At 46.9% G+C, this 13,144-nt stretch carries 18 protein-coding genes; 6 read left to right on the forward strand and 12 right to left on the reverse strand.

All coding sequences use genetic code 11. The features are described 5' to 3' along the window. Positions 1 to 112 precede the first annotated feature (112 nt). Positions 113 to 2,101: a FimV/HubP family polar landmark protein gene (locus tag ACTHUE_RS01180; RefSeq protein ID WP_004519665.1), complete on the reverse strand. Its 1,989-nt coding sequence runs from the start codon at positions 2,099 to 2,101 to the stop codon at positions 113 to 115. A gap of 353 nt (positions 2,102 to 2,454) precedes the next feature. Between ACTHUE_RS01180 and ACTHUE_RS01185 the strand changes: the two genes are divergently transcribed. From ACTHUE_RS01185 to dtd, 6 genes are all read left to right on the forward strand, one after another. Continuing rightward, positions 2,455 to 2,988 carry a septation protein A gene (locus tag ACTHUE_RS01185; RefSeq protein WP_049336720.1) on the forward strand — a complete coding sequence of 178 codons (534 nt, stop codon included), beginning with the start codon at positions 2,455 to 2,457 and terminating at the stop codon, positions 2,986 to 2,988. Beyond that, positions 2,988 to 3,278, forward strand: a complete 291-nt coding sequence (locus ACTHUE_RS01190) for a YciI family protein (protein WP_004519663.1) — start codon at positions 2,988 to 2,990, stop codon at positions 3,276 to 3,278. Before ACTHUE_RS01185 ends, ACTHUE_RS01190 begins: the two co-directional genes overlap by 1 nt. Continuing rightward, positions 3,275 to 3,547, forward strand: coding sequence for a BolA family protein (locus ACTHUE_RS01195; protein ID WP_049322785.1), 273 nt, complete (start codon positions 3,275 to 3,277; stop codon positions 3,545 to 3,547). The genes ACTHUE_RS01190 and ACTHUE_RS01195 overlap by 4 nt, the downstream gene beginning before the upstream one ends. Before the next feature lie 68 nt (positions 3,548 to 3,615). After that, positions 3,616 to 4,488 carry a peptidylprolyl isomerase gene (locus tag ACTHUE_RS01200; RefSeq protein WP_049336722.1) on the forward strand — a complete coding sequence of 291 codons (873 nt, stop codon included), beginning with the start codon at positions 3,616 to 3,618 and terminating at the stop codon, positions 4,486 to 4,488. Between the two features lie 44 nt (positions 4,489 to 4,532). Then, the gene (locus ACTHUE_RS01205; RefSeq protein ID WP_049336724.1) at positions 4,533 to 5,297 is read left to right on the forward strand and encodes a peptidylprolyl isomerase; all 765 of its coding nucleotides are present in this window, start codon (positions 4,533 to 4,535) and stop codon (positions 5,295 to 5,297) included. Between the two features lie 98 nt (positions 5,298 to 5,395). Continuing rightward, positions 5,396 to 5,857, forward strand: coding sequence for a D-aminoacyl-tRNA deacylase (gene dtd, locus ACTHUE_RS01210; RefSeq protein WP_049336726.1), 462 nt, complete (start codon positions 5,396 to 5,398; stop codon positions 5,855 to 5,857). Positions 5,858 to 5,916: 59 nt separating this feature from the next. Here the strand turns inward: dtd and ACTHUE_RS01215 are convergent, their stop codons facing one another. The 11 genes from ACTHUE_RS01215 to ACTHUE_RS01265 all read right to left on the reverse strand — a co-directional run. Further along, positions 5,917 to 6,435 (reverse strand): gluconokinase, GntK/IdnK-type, encoded by a 519-nt coding sequence (locus tag ACTHUE_RS01215; protein WP_049336727.1) that lies wholly within the window; start codon positions 6,433 to 6,435, stop codon positions 5,917 to 5,919. Positions 6,436 to 6,526: 91 nt separating this feature from the next. Beyond that, positions 6,527 to 7,912: a GntP family permease gene (locus ACTHUE_RS01220; protein WP_004519658.1), complete on the reverse strand. Its 1,386-nt coding sequence runs from the start codon at positions 7,910 to 7,912 to the stop codon at positions 6,527 to 6,529. A 557-nt stretch (positions 7,913 to 8,469) separates the two neighbouring features. Next, positions 8,470 to 9,246, reverse strand: coding sequence for a twin-arginine translocase subunit TatC (gene tatC / locus ACTHUE_RS01225; protein ID WP_039862097.1), 777 nt, complete (start codon positions 9,244 to 9,246; stop codon positions 8,470 to 8,472). A 15-nt stretch (positions 9,247 to 9,261) separates the two neighbouring features. Then, the gene (gene tatB, locus ACTHUE_RS01230) at positions 9,262 to 9,924 is read right to left on the reverse strand and encodes a Sec-independent protein translocase protein TatB (protein WP_440361194.1); all 663 of its coding nucleotides are present in this window, start codon (positions 9,922 to 9,924) and stop codon (positions 9,262 to 9,264) included. 3 nt (positions 9,925 to 9,927) lie between these two features. Continuing rightward, complete coding sequence (gene tatA / locus ACTHUE_RS01235) at positions 9,928 to 10,131, reverse strand: Sec-independent protein translocase subunit TatA (protein WP_003679438.1); 204 nt, start codon at positions 10,129 to 10,131, stop codon at positions 9,928 to 9,930. A 35-nt stretch (positions 10,132 to 10,166) separates the two neighbouring features. Then, positions 10,167 to 10,490: a histidine triad nucleotide-binding protein gene (locus tag ACTHUE_RS01240; RefSeq protein ID WP_004519654.1), complete on the reverse strand. Its 324-nt coding sequence runs from the start codon at positions 10,488 to 10,490 to the stop codon at positions 10,167 to 10,169. A gap of 118 nt (positions 10,491 to 10,608) precedes the next feature. Next, positions 10,609 to 10,932 carry a phosphoribosyl-ATP diphosphatase gene (locus tag ACTHUE_RS01245; RefSeq protein WP_003679440.1) on the reverse strand — a complete coding sequence of 108 codons (324 nt, stop codon included), beginning with the start codon at positions 10,930 to 10,932 and terminating at the stop codon, positions 10,609 to 10,611. A 32-nt stretch (positions 10,933 to 10,964) separates the two neighbouring features. Next, positions 10,965 to 11,372, reverse strand: a complete 408-nt coding sequence (gene hisI / locus ACTHUE_RS01250) for a phosphoribosyl-AMP cyclohydrolase (protein WP_004519653.1) — start codon at positions 11,370 to 11,372, stop codon at positions 10,965 to 10,967. Positions 11,373 to 11,415: 43 nt separating this feature from the next. Further along, positions 11,416 to 12,183 (reverse strand): imidazole glycerol phosphate synthase subunit HisF, encoded by a 768-nt coding sequence (gene hisF / locus ACTHUE_RS01255; RefSeq protein ID WP_049336730.1) that lies wholly within the window; start codon positions 12,181 to 12,183, stop codon positions 11,416 to 11,418. A 40-nt stretch (positions 12,184 to 12,223) separates the two neighbouring features. Then, entirely contained in the window at positions 12,224 to 12,541 is a 318-nt protein-coding gene (locus ACTHUE_RS01260) for a hypothetical protein (protein ID WP_004519651.1), read from the reverse strand. Between the two features lie 178 nt (positions 12,542 to 12,719). Further along, positions 12,720 to 13,144: HisA/HisF-related TIM barrel protein (locus tag ACTHUE_RS01265; protein WP_440422999.1), on the reverse strand; the 425-nt coding region annotated here is incomplete at its 5' end.

The following is a 13,144-nucleotide window of genomic DNA, read 5'->3' on the forward strand; positions in this document are numbered from 1 at the left end:
TCATATAAAGCTGAAATCTTACCCAACCAATAATAGACTCAGATAAAATCTTGCTTTTTAATTTACCATAAAAAAGATGCCGTCTGAAACGGCATCTTCATTTGACTAGCACTTACGCGCCAAGTTCTTTCATCAGTTTTTGGGCTTTATGCAGAATATCGCCTTCAGCCTCCTCAATCAGCCCTTGCAATGTTTCTCGAGCCGCTTCAGGATCACCGATTTCGATATACATCTTAGCCAAATCATATTTGGCTTCAAGCGGTGCAGTCATGCCAACTGATTCTGAAACAAAGCCTCTTTCACTATTGCTTTTATCGGCGGCTACTGAAACATCTTCAGCTCCCCATTCCAATGCACCTTCTTCAATCACAAACTCAGAAGCAGCTTCTTCTTTCTCTACTTCTTCTTTGGTTCCTTGAATTTGCAAGTCTTGATCTTGCTTGATCTCGAATGGCAACGCATGGCCGTCTGAAGCTTCAGGGGTTTCTACCGTAAACTCGAGTGGCTCTTCATTTCTTGACTCGGAGACTTTTTTCTCTGCCGCCAAATCAAACTCAGCAAATGTATTTGCCTGCTCTTCTTTACGTTCAGGCATAACAACGGATACCGGCTGATATGGATTTTCTGGTTCAGGTTCGTACACGCTTTCTGTTGATTCGATATTGTCCCAATCAGCATGGCGACGTTGTTCTGTCTCAACATCATGCGTTACTGCACCTGAAAGAATACCTGCCTGACTATTGTCAATCTTACCTAAATCAAGTTTGACATCATCGATATTGGAAGATTCTTCTACTTCATTGATAACCACATCATCTTCAAAATCGTCTTCGATAAGCAGGCCATCTTGAGTTTTTTCAGACGGCATTACTTTAGTTGCAGCAACCGCAGCAGCTGAAGCAGCAACATCTTTCTGTACAGCCTTCTCTTCATCCATACGGCTTACAGGTGCTGCTTCAGGCTCGTCTTTACGTTTACCCGCAGCTTTTAACAACAACCAAGCAGCAATAAGGGCTGCACCGCCTGCCAATAACCATTTCCATAAATTGCCATTTGATTCGCCCTCTGTTTGCTCCGCGATAGAATCAGTGGTTGCAACAGACTCAGAAGCCACTACATTCTCTTGAGCATCAGAAGAAGCCATAGCTTCTTGAATATCGGATGCAGGAACAGTCGATGCGGCATTTTCATTAACCGCTGCAGATGCTGCTTGTTCTGTTTGTTCAGCTGAAGCTTGTTTTACTTCTTCCTGTTGCTGTGTATTTACGCCAGCATCTTTAACCTGGGCTTCAGTTTGAGCCTCAGGCTGAACAACAGGTTTTTCTGTTTTAGCCTCTGTTGCATTAGCGGTTTCATTGGCTTTTTCTGTTGCCGTATTAGTTTTAGCAGGAGCAGAAGCAGCCAAACGTTGCAATTCGCTACGGTTTGGAATATTCAGCACCTTACCTGCCAACATACGGTTGGCATTGTTATCGATAAACACATCCGGATTGGCATTAACCAATGCTTGAATGGTTTGATCCAAGGTCATACCTTGCGGACGGATGCTGGACGCAATGGCAATCAGGGTTTCACCCGTACGCACCAAATGCTGTCTACCTGAACGTGCAGCTGTGTCGTTTTTAGCAGAGGCCGTCTGAACTTGTTTTTTCTCAGCCTTACGCTGCACATCCTTACGCGCTTGAGCTGCCTGATTACCTACTGCTTTATTGTTTTTAGTTGCAGGCTGTTGGGCATTGCGTGTCGGCTCGAAGGATTGGGATTCGGCAGTTTGACGGGGGCGGACGGATGCCGCATCTTTAGCGTCGTATCCGGCCGGATCGATGATAGCAGTGTATTCACGCGATTGCGCGCCGACACCTACTTGGAAAACCAAAACAGGATCTTTGATGGCTTTAGAGGAACGAATGGTAACGACTGCCTTATCGCCTGATTTGCGTACCGCCGCGCGCAAATTACCATTTGAAATAGTGGCCTTACCGCCATTAAGCAGAGCCTGAGCTTCCTCGCCAGTCACAGTGATACTGCCTGTAAAAGGCTCACCCAAATGAGATTGAACGTTCAAACCGCCCAAACCTGCAGAAGCGCTGAGCGATGTCATTAAAGCGATAGAAGCTGTAATTAATTTAATATTGTGATGTTTTTTCAAAACTGATCCCCTGTTCGGAAATTATGGTACTAACCAATGTGCGCGCATTTAACCATATATTTACTAGATATTACGTCATGATATATTTTTAACCCATTTCTGCCAAGCAATACAGGCTATTCAGCCTGAAATTCCTTGGTAAATCTATTACTTTTGCATGCTTGTGTTTCTTTTTTACAAATTTCGCCAACCCAAAACAAATATCTCATATGGATATATGTGGTATTAAAGTCATGGGGAAAGGTGCAAAAAAACACATCTCCCTGTATGATTAGCATTTACTCAATTAGTTTCATCATTAATATATGAAGGTTTTGAGCGACTTATTCGCCGTATTCTTATTTTTCATCACATACATCATCACCAAAGACATGATTGCCGCAACGGCTGTTGCGGTTATAGTCGGTATTGCCCAAGCTGCGCTGACCTTTTGGAAACACCGCAAACTGGACACCATGCAATGGGTCAGTCTGATTTTGATTGTCTTTTTTGGCGGTGCAACGATTCTGCTGAAAGACAACCGCTTTATCATGTGGAAACCGACCGTTCTGTTTTGGATCGGCGCAATCGTCATGCTGTTTAGCCATCTTGCCGGTAAAAACGGGCTAAAAGCCGTGATGGGTAAAGAAATGCAGCTTCCTGATTTTGTATGGACGCGCCTGACTTATGCATGGATTGGCTTCCTGATTTTTATGGGGGCTGCCAATCTCTTTGTCTTTACGTATTTTCCAGACCAATGGGTCAATTACAAATTGTTCGGCACATTGGGTTTCACAATCATTTTTTCTATCGCACAGGGCATGTATCTGATGCGTTTCCAGCCTAAGGAGGATCAATAATGGAATATTTCATGCTTTTGGCCACTGATGCCGAAGATGTCCACGAAGCACGCATGGCAGCCCGCCCTGCTCATTTGGCACGCTTGGAAGAATTGAAAGCGCAAGGCCGTCTGCTGACTGCCGGCCCCAATCCTCTACCAGACAATCCGGAACGCGTTTCCGGCAGCCTGATTGTGGCTCAATTTGAATCTTTGGACGCAGCACAAGAATGGGCTGAACAAGACCCTTACGTCGATGCCGGCGTATACGCAGAAGTATTGATTAAACCCTTTAAAGCCGTGTTCAAATGAGCAATATGCGTCAAATTATCGAGGAACGCCTGCAGGCACTTGAGCCTGAGTTCTTCGATTTTGAAGATGAGAGCCATCTGCACGCCGGCCATGCCGGCAATAAAGGCGGCGGGCATTATGCGATATTGGTGGTCAGCAACGCATTTGAAAATATCGGTCGCCTCCAGCGGCAACGTATGATTAAGCAGCTTTTGCAAGACTTGTTTTCAGACGGCCTGATTCATGCACTCAGTATCAAAGCGGCCACGCCGGACGAATACTTCCATTAAGATTACTACTTAAACTTTGATTTCTAATCATTAATTTATTTCCAATCATTATTTAAAAGAGAAATACGATGAAAAAAACCTACTTTGCTTCAGCCTTGATGCTTGCCCTGACTACCGGCACCCTGTTTGCCCAAACTTTGGTGACCGTCAACGGTCAAGCCATCGACAGCAGCGTTATCGATGACCAAGTTGCTTCCGTACGCGCCAGCAACCCGAACGTTCAAGACACTCCTGAATTGCGTCAAATGCTGACTGAACGCCAAGTTATCAGCACTGTTGTTACCCAAGAAGCTAAAAAATTAAAACTGGATCAAAGCGCTGAATTCAAAACTGCATTGGAGCAAGCGCGTGCCGATGCCGCCAAGCAAGGTGCAGATAAAAAAGCCACATTCAAAACCGAATGGGCAGTTTTCGAAAATGATTTGTTAGGCCAAGCTTTCGCGGCGCATATCGTCCGTCAATATCCTGTTCAAGAAAAAGATGTCAAAGCCGCTTACAACGACTTCAGCAACTTCTATAAAGGTACTCAGGAAGTCCAAATGGGCGAAATCGTGACTGACAGCAGCAGCAATGCCCAAAAAGCCATTGCCGATTTGGATGCGAAAAAAAGCTTTGTTTCGGTATTGAACCAATACTCAATTGACGAAGCGGCCAAAAAAGCCGGCGGTATCCCTAAAGCTTATGTTCCGCTTAAAGATTTGCAAGAATCAGCGCCTCCGCTTTACGCAGCTGTCAAAGACCTGAAAAAAGGTGCGCACACTAAAACGCCGCTGCAAAACGGTAATTTGTACGCCGTTTTCTACGTCAATGACCGCCGTAACGTTACCGTACCTTCTTACGAAGCCTCTAAAAACGAGATTGGCAGCGACTTACAGGCAGCCCGTGTTGATGCGGCCATTCAATCATTGCTGAAAAAAGCCAGCATCAAAGTCAACAAATAATATAACGTGCCCGCCGTGATAACGGCGGGCAATAAGGAACTCACATGAACATCAAGCCCAAAACTGCCGTTTTGGCTATCCTCGCCCTATCAACCATCGGCTTGGCAACTGCCAAAGCACCTGAAATCGATCCCGCCCGTATCGACAGCATGGTTGCCGAAGTATTGAGACAAGCCGATCAACATCCCAACCAGACTGCCAAACCCGATGGTCAGGCAATCCGCAAAGATGTGGTTACACGTTTGCAGACTTTGGAAATTTTGAAAAATGAAGCCATCCAGGCTGGTTTGGACAAAGATGCAGAAGTGCAGAATCAGCTTAAAAACGTTGAAGCTGAGTTTTATGCCAACCAATACGCTGCTTATCTAGAACGTCAAACCGCGGTTGACGATGCTGAGTTGCGCCGTTTCTACGACCATCAAACACGCATTATCAAGCTGCAACAAGTCAGCTTTGCTTCAGCCGACGAAGTACGCGCCGCGCGAGAGCTGCTGCTAAAAGGCTTGTCATTTGAAGAGCTGATGAAACGCTATCCAAACCCCGAACAAGAGTTCGACGGCTTCATCTCTCCGCAGCAGCTCTCTCCTCAACTGGCTACCGCTTTTGCCGACATGAACCGAGGCGATGTAACGCATGAGCCGATTCAAATGGAAAACCGTTTTTATCTGTTTAAACTCAGTGCAGTAGAACACGATCCCAATGCCGAACCTTTCGAACTGGTACGCAATCAGATTGCCCAAGCTGTTAAACGACAAAAAGTCGAGAATCAGATCGAACGTATCTTAAAAGAAAACGGCATTAATCCGTAAATTGATTCAATGGTTTCAGGCCGTCTGAAACCATACTCCAACCCAAAGGGCGTGTCTTTTACGCCCTTTTTTACAAACTTCTTTTATTCAAAAACATCATGCGCGCTGTTATCCAAAAAGTTACCCAAGCCAAAGTTGACGTTTTGTCCGAAAACTCCTGCGAAACCTGCGGCAAAATCGACAACGGATTTATGATATTGCTCGGCGTTACCCACACCGATACAGAAACAGACGCCAAATACATTGCGGATAAAACCGCCAACCTGCGTATCTTTGAAGACGAAAACGGCAAATTAAATTTATCGCTCAAAGATGTCGGTGGCTCGATATTACTGGTTTCCCAGTTTACCCTTTACGCTGATGCGCGCAGCGGCCGCCGCCCATCTTTCTCCAATGCTGCCCCTGCCGAACAAGCGGATAAGCTTTATCAATATACCGCGCAACTTTTGCGCAAACATGGATTGACTGTCGAAACCGGCAGATTCCAAACCCATATGCAGGTTTCCCTTTGCAATGACGGGCCGGTTACCTTATTGCTTGACTCGCAAAAAACATTCTAAATCCCATCAAAAAAGGCCGTCTGAAATATTTCAGACGGCCTTTCCATTTCTGATCATTACTAAATCAAGCCTTGCGCTTTCACCCAGTTCACAATATCTGCCTCAACGGCTTCAGGCGAACCCGGATTGTCAATTTTAACGCCGTACTCATCCGCACCCAGCTCTTCCAAAATCTCCAGCTGCGAATCCAGCATTCCGGCTTTCATATAATGCCCCTGACGCGACAGCATACGTTCAAGATTGATTGCTTGAGGCGGAGTCAGATGAATAAAAGCCACCTTCCCTTCTGCACCACGCAGAATATCGCGATAGTGATGCTTGAGTGCGGAACAAGTAACAATGGAATATTTTTCCCCGTTTTTTGCCTGCTCTGTCATCCAGTCACGCAAATTGCCCAGCCAAGGATAGCGGTCTTCGTCCGTCAACGGAATACCGGCACCCATTTTGTCGCGGTTGGCTTGAGTATGGAAATCATCGCCTTCGGCATATGGGCATTGGTTGAGATGTTTTTGCAAAGACAATGCGGCAGTGGTTTTACCGCAACCGCACACGCCCATCATGACAAAATGTGTCGTCATTTTTCTACTCCTTGTTTATCTAGATTTTAACGGTATTTGAAAACAGGCGGATTGTGTTATCTCAAAAACACTATCCGCCGGCCATTTTCGATTAAACCAAGATAAACAACACTGACGATAAAGCAAAACCGATGAGTGCGATAAGTGTTTGGTTGACCGTCCATGTCTTCAAGGTCGTCGGCACATCCATATCCAACAGACGGCCGACAAGCCAGAAGCCTGAGTCGTTAAAGTGGCTGCAACCAACGGAACCTGCCGCCGTCGCCAATACCACGCAAGTAATCTGCCAATCGCTGAAACCTGCCGCCGCAACGGCCGGTGCCATCAACGCGGCAGCGGTAGTCAGGGCAACAGTCGCAGAACCTTGCGCAATACGCAAAGCCAAAGCTACCAAGAAACAGCCCAGTAAAACAGGAATACCCAAGTCAGCCATGCTGTCGGCCAAAGCCTTACCGATACCGGAAGCACGCAATACGCCGCCGAACATACCGCCTGCACCGGTAATCAAAATAACCGAGCAAACCGGGCCCAATGCGCCATCAATGGTTTTCTCCAAAGCGCTGGCTTTTTCACCACGTTTACTGCCCAATACATACAGGGCTACCAAAACAGAAATCAGCAAAGCAATTGGTGTCGAACCGAGCATTCGTGCAAACTGCACCCAGCCTTCATCCGCACTGACCATTTTCTCGCTGATCAGAGTAGACAAACCAGTATTCAAGAAAATCAACAACATAGGAATTAGCATAATGCCAATGACCGTAGATGCCTTTGCAGGCGCTTTCGGTTGGTCGTTATCTTGCGTACCGCCGCTGAGCAAATCAGGAACGGGCACATGAATGCTGCGGCCCAAAATCTTACCCAATAAATAGCCGCTGAAATACCAAGTAATCAAGGTAACAGGCAAACCCAAAATCAGCAGTTGACCAATATTTGCGCCATAAAATTCAGAAGCTGCAATCGGGCCGGGATGTGGCGGCAGGAAGACGTGCATGACGGAAAATGCGCCAATAGATGCCAACGCATAGGGCAAAACAGTTTGCTTCATGCGGCGTGCCGTTGCAAACACAATCGGCAACATCACCACCAAACCGGCATCAAAGAAAATCGGAAAACCGAAAATCAAAGAAGCCACGCCTAAGGCAAACGGCGCACGATTCTCACCAAAAATCCGAATCAGCGCATCTGCCAAAGACTGAGCACCGCCGGAAGTTTCCACCAAACGGCCAAGCATTGCACCCAAACCAACCAACAACGCCACGCTGCCAAGTGTACCGCCGAAGTTTTTGACCAATACATCATTAACAATGCTGCCCATAGGCAGACCTGTTACGATGGCAGTCAGCAAGCTGACCAATACCAACGTCAGCAAGGCATGAACGCGCAGTTTTACAATCAAAATCAAGATCAGCAAAATCGCTGCCGCGGCGATACCGAGCAAAGTACCGGCACTCAGCGTTTGAGTCCATCCATCCATTTTGAAGCCTTTCTCTGTAAGAAAAATACAAACTTATTAATGTTTCTTAACACACGTAGATAAGATAACACATTTCACTATGGATTCATACGGCTGGATTTAGTCAAAATATAAACTTCTCTTTTTCAAAACCCTTTTTGTAAGATGCTTGATAAATAAGGATTACAACGAAAAACAAGGGTGACAAAAAGGCCGTCTGAAACGTAGTTAATTTTCAGACGGCCTGACATCATTCTTCTCGATAAAATAGAAACGAATATTTTTTCAATTACCTAAAATCAAGTATTTTCGGCTTATGCCTTGGTAAAAATCACCCCATTTCCCAAACGTAATTCCGGCAGTTTGGTATTAAAATCCAGCCCATTGAGGCATGAGGGACTGTTACGCATTACTGCTTCGATTTCGGCAAAATCCTCGGTCAAAAATTTTAGCCGAATCAAAAGAATCTGGACAGTAATGTTTTACGATTCCCCGAACATTCATCATGCTTTTTCTTAAAAACTGAAAGTGCCATGATACAAAGGCCGTCTGAAAAATTCTTCAGACGGCCTTGATTCTTAAACTTCTGCCGGTGGTTGCGGTGTATCCTCATCTTCCTGCTGCGTTTTCGCTTTGGCAAAACGGCTGAACCAAATACCAGCTTCGTAGAGCAGAATCAGCGGAACGGCAAGCAGGGTTTGGGAAATTACGTCAGGCGGCGTGATGATTGCGGCCACGATAAACGCACCGACAATCACATACGGACGCGCATTCTTAAGCTGTGCAGTCGAAACAATGCCCATTTTGGCAAGCAACACCACAACGACGGGAACTTCAAACGTCGTACCGAATGCAACAAACATGCCCAAAATAAAGGACAGGTATTTATCGATATCGGTCGCCATATTGACACCGACAGGGGTTACACCGGCCAAGAATTTGAAAATAACGGGAAATACCAGAAAATAGGCAAACGCCATACCAACAAAGAAGAGCGTCACGCTGGACAACACCAGCGGCGTAATCAAACGCTTTTCGTTTTGGTATAAAGCCGGGGCGACAAACGCCCAGACTTGATACAGCGTGTGCGGCAACGACAGCAGAAACGCCGCCATCAAGGTAACCTTTACCGGCACAAAAAACGGCGCGATCACATCGGTCGCAATCATGCTGGTATCTTTAGGCAGATTGGCCATCAATGGTTCGGCAACAAAAGTATAGAGCTGCTGGGCAAACGGCATCATGCCCAAAAAGCAGACAACGATACCGATGACGATCCACATCATTCGGCGGCGCAGCTCGAGAAGATGCTCGATAAGCGGTTGGACGGGTTGTTCGTGTTGAGGTTCGGACACCGGTTGACTCACTTTTTACTTACGGACGCGCAGTTTGGGCTTGGCGTGGAATTTCGGGCGCATATCGCGTTTGCGGCTCATCGCCTGCTTACGCAAAGAAGTCGTATGCAGCGGAGGAACATCGGCAGCAGGAGCTTCGACATAGCTGACTTCAACCGCCGGTGCGGGGGAAACCGATGCGGTCAAATACTCACGCCAAGCGCGGTCTTGCTCGGACTCGGCATTTTCAGCTCCGACAGGCTCTTGAGTTTGCGCTGTTCCACCCTCTTCAGGAACTTGGGCCGCACTTTCATTTTCAGTGCTGCTTGAAGCCAAATCAGGCAGAGGATTACCGAACTCGTCCACGCCAAAATCAGCTGGCGTTTTTTGTTCGGGCAGGCGCTCCCAAGGCTTGAGGCCATCTGAAATATCATTCAGATTTTTTTGTGCATCATCGCCTAAGTCTTTGATACCGTCGCGAAACTCCGAAGCGGCGGCTTCAAATTCCTGCTTCACCTTGCGCAATTCGTCCAACTCAGCCTGAGTATTGAGCTCCTGCTTGACGTTGTTGACGAAGCCTTGCAATTTGCCGACCAAACGCCCGGCCGTGCGCGCGGCTTGCGGCAGACGTTCTGGACCCAGCACTATTAGGGCGACAACGCCGACCAGCAGCAATTCGCCCAAACCGAAATCAAACATGGATTATGCTTTGTCTTCGTCTTTTTTGTGTTCGATGACTTCGTCTTTTTTGGCATCTTTGCCGTCTGTACCTTCATTCAGGCCTTGTTTGAAGTCATGCACTGCACCGCCGAGGTCTTTGCCGACATTGCGCAATTTTTTGGTACCGAATACCAAAACGACGATAATCAGTACGATAATCCAGTGCCAGAGAGAGAAGCTACCCATGATAAATCCTTGAATTTATTAAAAATAGATGATAGTTATGCAGGCGTACCCATGATATGTATATGCAGGTGGAATACTTCTTGTCCACCGCCTTTGCCTGTGTTGATCAGGGTTTTGAAACCGTCGGTCAAACCTGCCTCTTGGGCGATTTGAGGGACTTTCAACATCATTTTCCCCAACAGGGTTTGATGTTCGGCGGTTGCGTGTGCCAGTGAATCGAAGTGTACTTTCGGAATCAGCAGCAGATGCACCGGCGCAGCAGGACGGATGTCTTTGAAACAAAGCATCTCATCGTCTTCGTAAACAGTTTGTGCCGGAATATCTTTGGTTGCGATTTTGCAGAAAATACAATTATCCATAATGGCTCCAATGGCCGTCTGAAAACGGGTATAACGAGTTTCACCCCAAAAAGGGAAATCGTTTTTGCCCTAAGAGACGGATTCTGAAACAGGTCAAATACGGGATTGTAATATAAATTCAAGATTCTTTGCGAGAAGCTTTTTCCACTAATCCCGACAAACCTTGACGGCGCGCAAGCTCGTTTACTACATCTTCGGCACGCAATCCGTGATGCGCCAATAAAACCATGGTATGAAACCACAAATCCGCCACTTCGTAAACCAAATGTTCGCCACCGCCATCTTTAGAGGCCATCAAGGTTTCACCCGCTTCCTCGATGACTTTTTTCAGAATCTTGTCTTCGCCTTTGTGCAGCAGCTGGGCAACGTAAGAAGCATCGGGATCGCCGCCTTTGCGCGAATCGATGACGTTTTGAATTTGGGTAAGGATAGTATCGGTCATGGTCAGTTTCTCTTATTTTCTTTCAGACGGCCTTAAGGATGTTTATGTCCGTAAATCGCCTCTTCGTCTTTCAACACGGCATCGACTGTCTGCCATGCGCCGTCTTGCCAAACTTTGTAAAAACAGCTTTCGCGCCCAGTATGACAGGCAATGCCGCCGTTTTGTTCAATCAACATGACCACTGCGTCGCCATCGCAATCCAGGCGCAATTCATGTACTTTTTGCGTATGCCCTGACTCTTCGCCCTTCATCCATTGTTTTTGGCGGGAACGGCTGTAATAGTGGGCAAACCCGGTTTCTACGGTTTTTTGCAGGGCTTCGGCGTTCATCCAGGCAACCATCAGCACACGGTGTGTCTGCCAATCTTGGGCAATCGCGCAAACCAAACCTTTTTCATCAAATTTTACGGCATTCAGCAGCGTTTCGTTTATGTTCGACATTCGCATTTTTTTCCCATATTTTCAGACGGCCTTTGGATAGTAATCACAAACGCACTTCAATTCCTGCTTCACGCATGGCCAGTTTTGCTTCGCGGATGCTCGCTTCGCCAAAGTGGAAAATACTGGCGGCCAATACCGCATCGGCCTTCCCGTCCTTAATGCCGTCCACCAAGTGTTGAACAGAACCGACGCCGCCAGAAGCAATGACCGGAATATCGACCGCTTCGCTGACCGCGCGTGTCAAAGGCAGGTTGAAACCTTGCTTGGTGCCGTCTCGGTCCATACTGGTCAGCAAAATCTCGCCTGCACCGCGCCGCTGCATTTCGACAGCCCATTCCACCGCATCCAAACCGGTCGGATTACGTCCTCCGTGGGTAAAGATTTCCCAACGGGTGTTTTCAGGGTTAACCGCTTTGGCATCCACGGCAACAACAATCGCTTGCGAACCAAAAAAACCGGCCGCTTCGTTTACCAAATCAGGATTGGTTACAGCGGCCGTATTGATGCTGGTCTTATCGGCACCGGCATTAAGCAGACGACGGATATCGGCAACCGTACGGACACCGCCGCCGACGGTTAATGGAATAAAAACTTGTGAAGCGACTGCCTCAATAACGTGCAAAATAGTGTCGCGATTGTCGCTGGAGGCAGTGATGTCCAAAAAGGTCAACTCATCCGCGCCTTCATCGTTGTAGCGTTTGGCAACGTCAACCGGATTGCCTGCATCGCGCAGACCCAAAAAGTTGACACCTTTTACCACGCGACCGTCTTTTACATCCAGACAAGGAATAATTCGTTTTGCCAATGCCATACTCAATACCTATTATCCGTTATCAGGCCGTCTGAAACCGTCAGGCCAAAAATTTGCTCAACCAATCCGGCAAATGTTGCAACAGCTGAAAATAACCAATGCCGGCTATCATCGCCAAAACACAGGAAATAATGAAATTGCTGTCAATGCGGCCGACAATGGAAAAAATTAAACCGGCAAATGCCCAGATTATCCCGTTGAAAATCATCCAATAGGTATCGATAATCGGCAAATCAAACGCCGTCAGCTGCCGCAATATCACTGCAATCAGTGTAAACCACAAACTTTCGCTTAGCGGATACACTTCGCGGTCGGATGACCAGATAATCCAAAAACCCAAAACAAACGCTTCAAGCATACCAATCCCTTAATAAAATAAGATATTGAGTGAGTTGTTTTTTTATAATTATTTCAGACAGATTTTAAGTCTAAGGACTTTGCAAAATGCCGCTTTTGAAGGCATTTTCAGCTATACGCCAACTCCTGCGCTGTTACACCTTGCAAAGCCCCAATCTGCATAATTAAACGCACTTAGGTCAAGCCAAAGAATCGGCCATTTTTTGTGCCTGTGCGAAATCAATACTTCCCTCATAAATTGCGCGGCCGGTAATCGCACCGCTCACACCCTCTTTTTCGACGGCACACAATGCGTGGATATCGTCCAAATTCGTCAAGCCGCCGGAAGCGATAATCGGGATATTCACTGATTGAGCCAATTTGACGGTGGCTTCGATATTCACGCCGCTCATCATACCGTCGCGACCGATATCGGTATAAATAATGCTGTTGACGCCATCGTCTTCAAAACGCTTGGCCAAATCGACGACATGGTGTTCCGTTACCGTTGCCCAACCGTCTATCGCCACCATACCGTCTTTGGCATCCAAGCCGACGATAATCTGACCCGGAAAGGCCTTACATGCTTCGCGCACAAATTCAGGATTTTTTACCGCGGCCGTAC

This window comes from Neisseria sp. P0021.S005 (assembly GCF_051956955.1).

Bases quoted from the DNA above. Each gene is read 5' to 3' on its own strand.
- ACTHUE_RS01180 (WP_004519665.1), bottom strand. From the start codon at position 2,101: ATGACATCGCTCAGCGCTTCTGCAGGTTTGGGCGGTTTGAACGTTCAA.
- ACTHUE_RS01185 (WP_049336720.1), top strand. From the start codon at position 2,455: ATGAAGGTTTTGAGCGACTTATTCGCCGTATTCTTATTTTTCATCACA.
- ACTHUE_RS01190 (WP_004519663.1), top strand. From the start codon at position 2,988: ATGGAATATTTCATGCTTTTGGCCACTGATGCCGAAGATGTCCACGAA.
- ACTHUE_RS01195 (WP_049322785.1), top strand. From the start codon at position 3,275: ATGAGCAATATGCGTCAAATTATCGAGGAACGCCTGCAGGCACTTGAG.
- ACTHUE_RS01200 (WP_049336722.1), top strand. From the start codon at position 3,616: ATGAAAAAAACCTACTTTGCTTCAGCCTTGATGCTTGCCCTGACTACC.
- ACTHUE_RS01205 (WP_049336724.1), top strand. From the start codon at position 4,533: ATGAACATCAAGCCCAAAACTGCCGTTTTGGCTATCCTCGCCCTATCA.
- dtd (WP_049336726.1), top strand. From the start codon at position 5,396: ATGCGCGCTGTTATCCAAAAAGTTACCCAAGCCAAAGTTGACGTTTTG.
- ACTHUE_RS01215 (WP_049336727.1), bottom strand. From the start codon at position 6,435: ATGACGACACATTTTGTCATGATGGGCGTGTGCGGTTGCGGTAAAACC.
- ACTHUE_RS01220 (WP_004519658.1), bottom strand. From the start codon at position 7,912: ATGGATGGATGGACTCAAACGCTGAGTGCCGGTACTTTGCTCGGTATC.
- tatB (WP_440361194.1), bottom strand. From the start codon at position 9,924: ATGTTTGATTTCGGTTTGGGCGAATTGCTGCTGGTCGGCGTTGTCGCC.
- tatA (WP_003679438.1), bottom strand. From the start codon at position 10,131: ATGGGTAGCTTCTCTCTCTGGCACTGGATTATCGTACTGATTATCGTC.
- ACTHUE_RS01240 (WP_004519654.1), bottom strand. From the start codon at position 10,490: ATGGATAATTGTATTTTCTGCAAAATCGCAACCAAAGATATTCCGGCA.
- ACTHUE_RS01245 (WP_003679440.1), bottom strand. From the start codon at position 10,932: ATGACCGATACTATCCTTACCCAAATTCAAAACGTCATCGATTCGCGC.
- hisI (WP_004519653.1), bottom strand. From the start codon at position 11,372: ATGTCGAACATAAACGAAACGCTGCTGAATGCCGTAAAATTTGATGAA.
- hisF (WP_049336730.1), bottom strand. From the start codon at position 12,183: ATGGCATTGGCAAAACGAATTATTCCTTGTCTGGATGTAAAAGACGGT.
- ACTHUE_RS01260 (WP_004519651.1), bottom strand. From the start codon at position 12,541: ATGCTTGAAGCGTTTGTTTTGGGTTTTTGGATTATCTGGTCATCCGAC.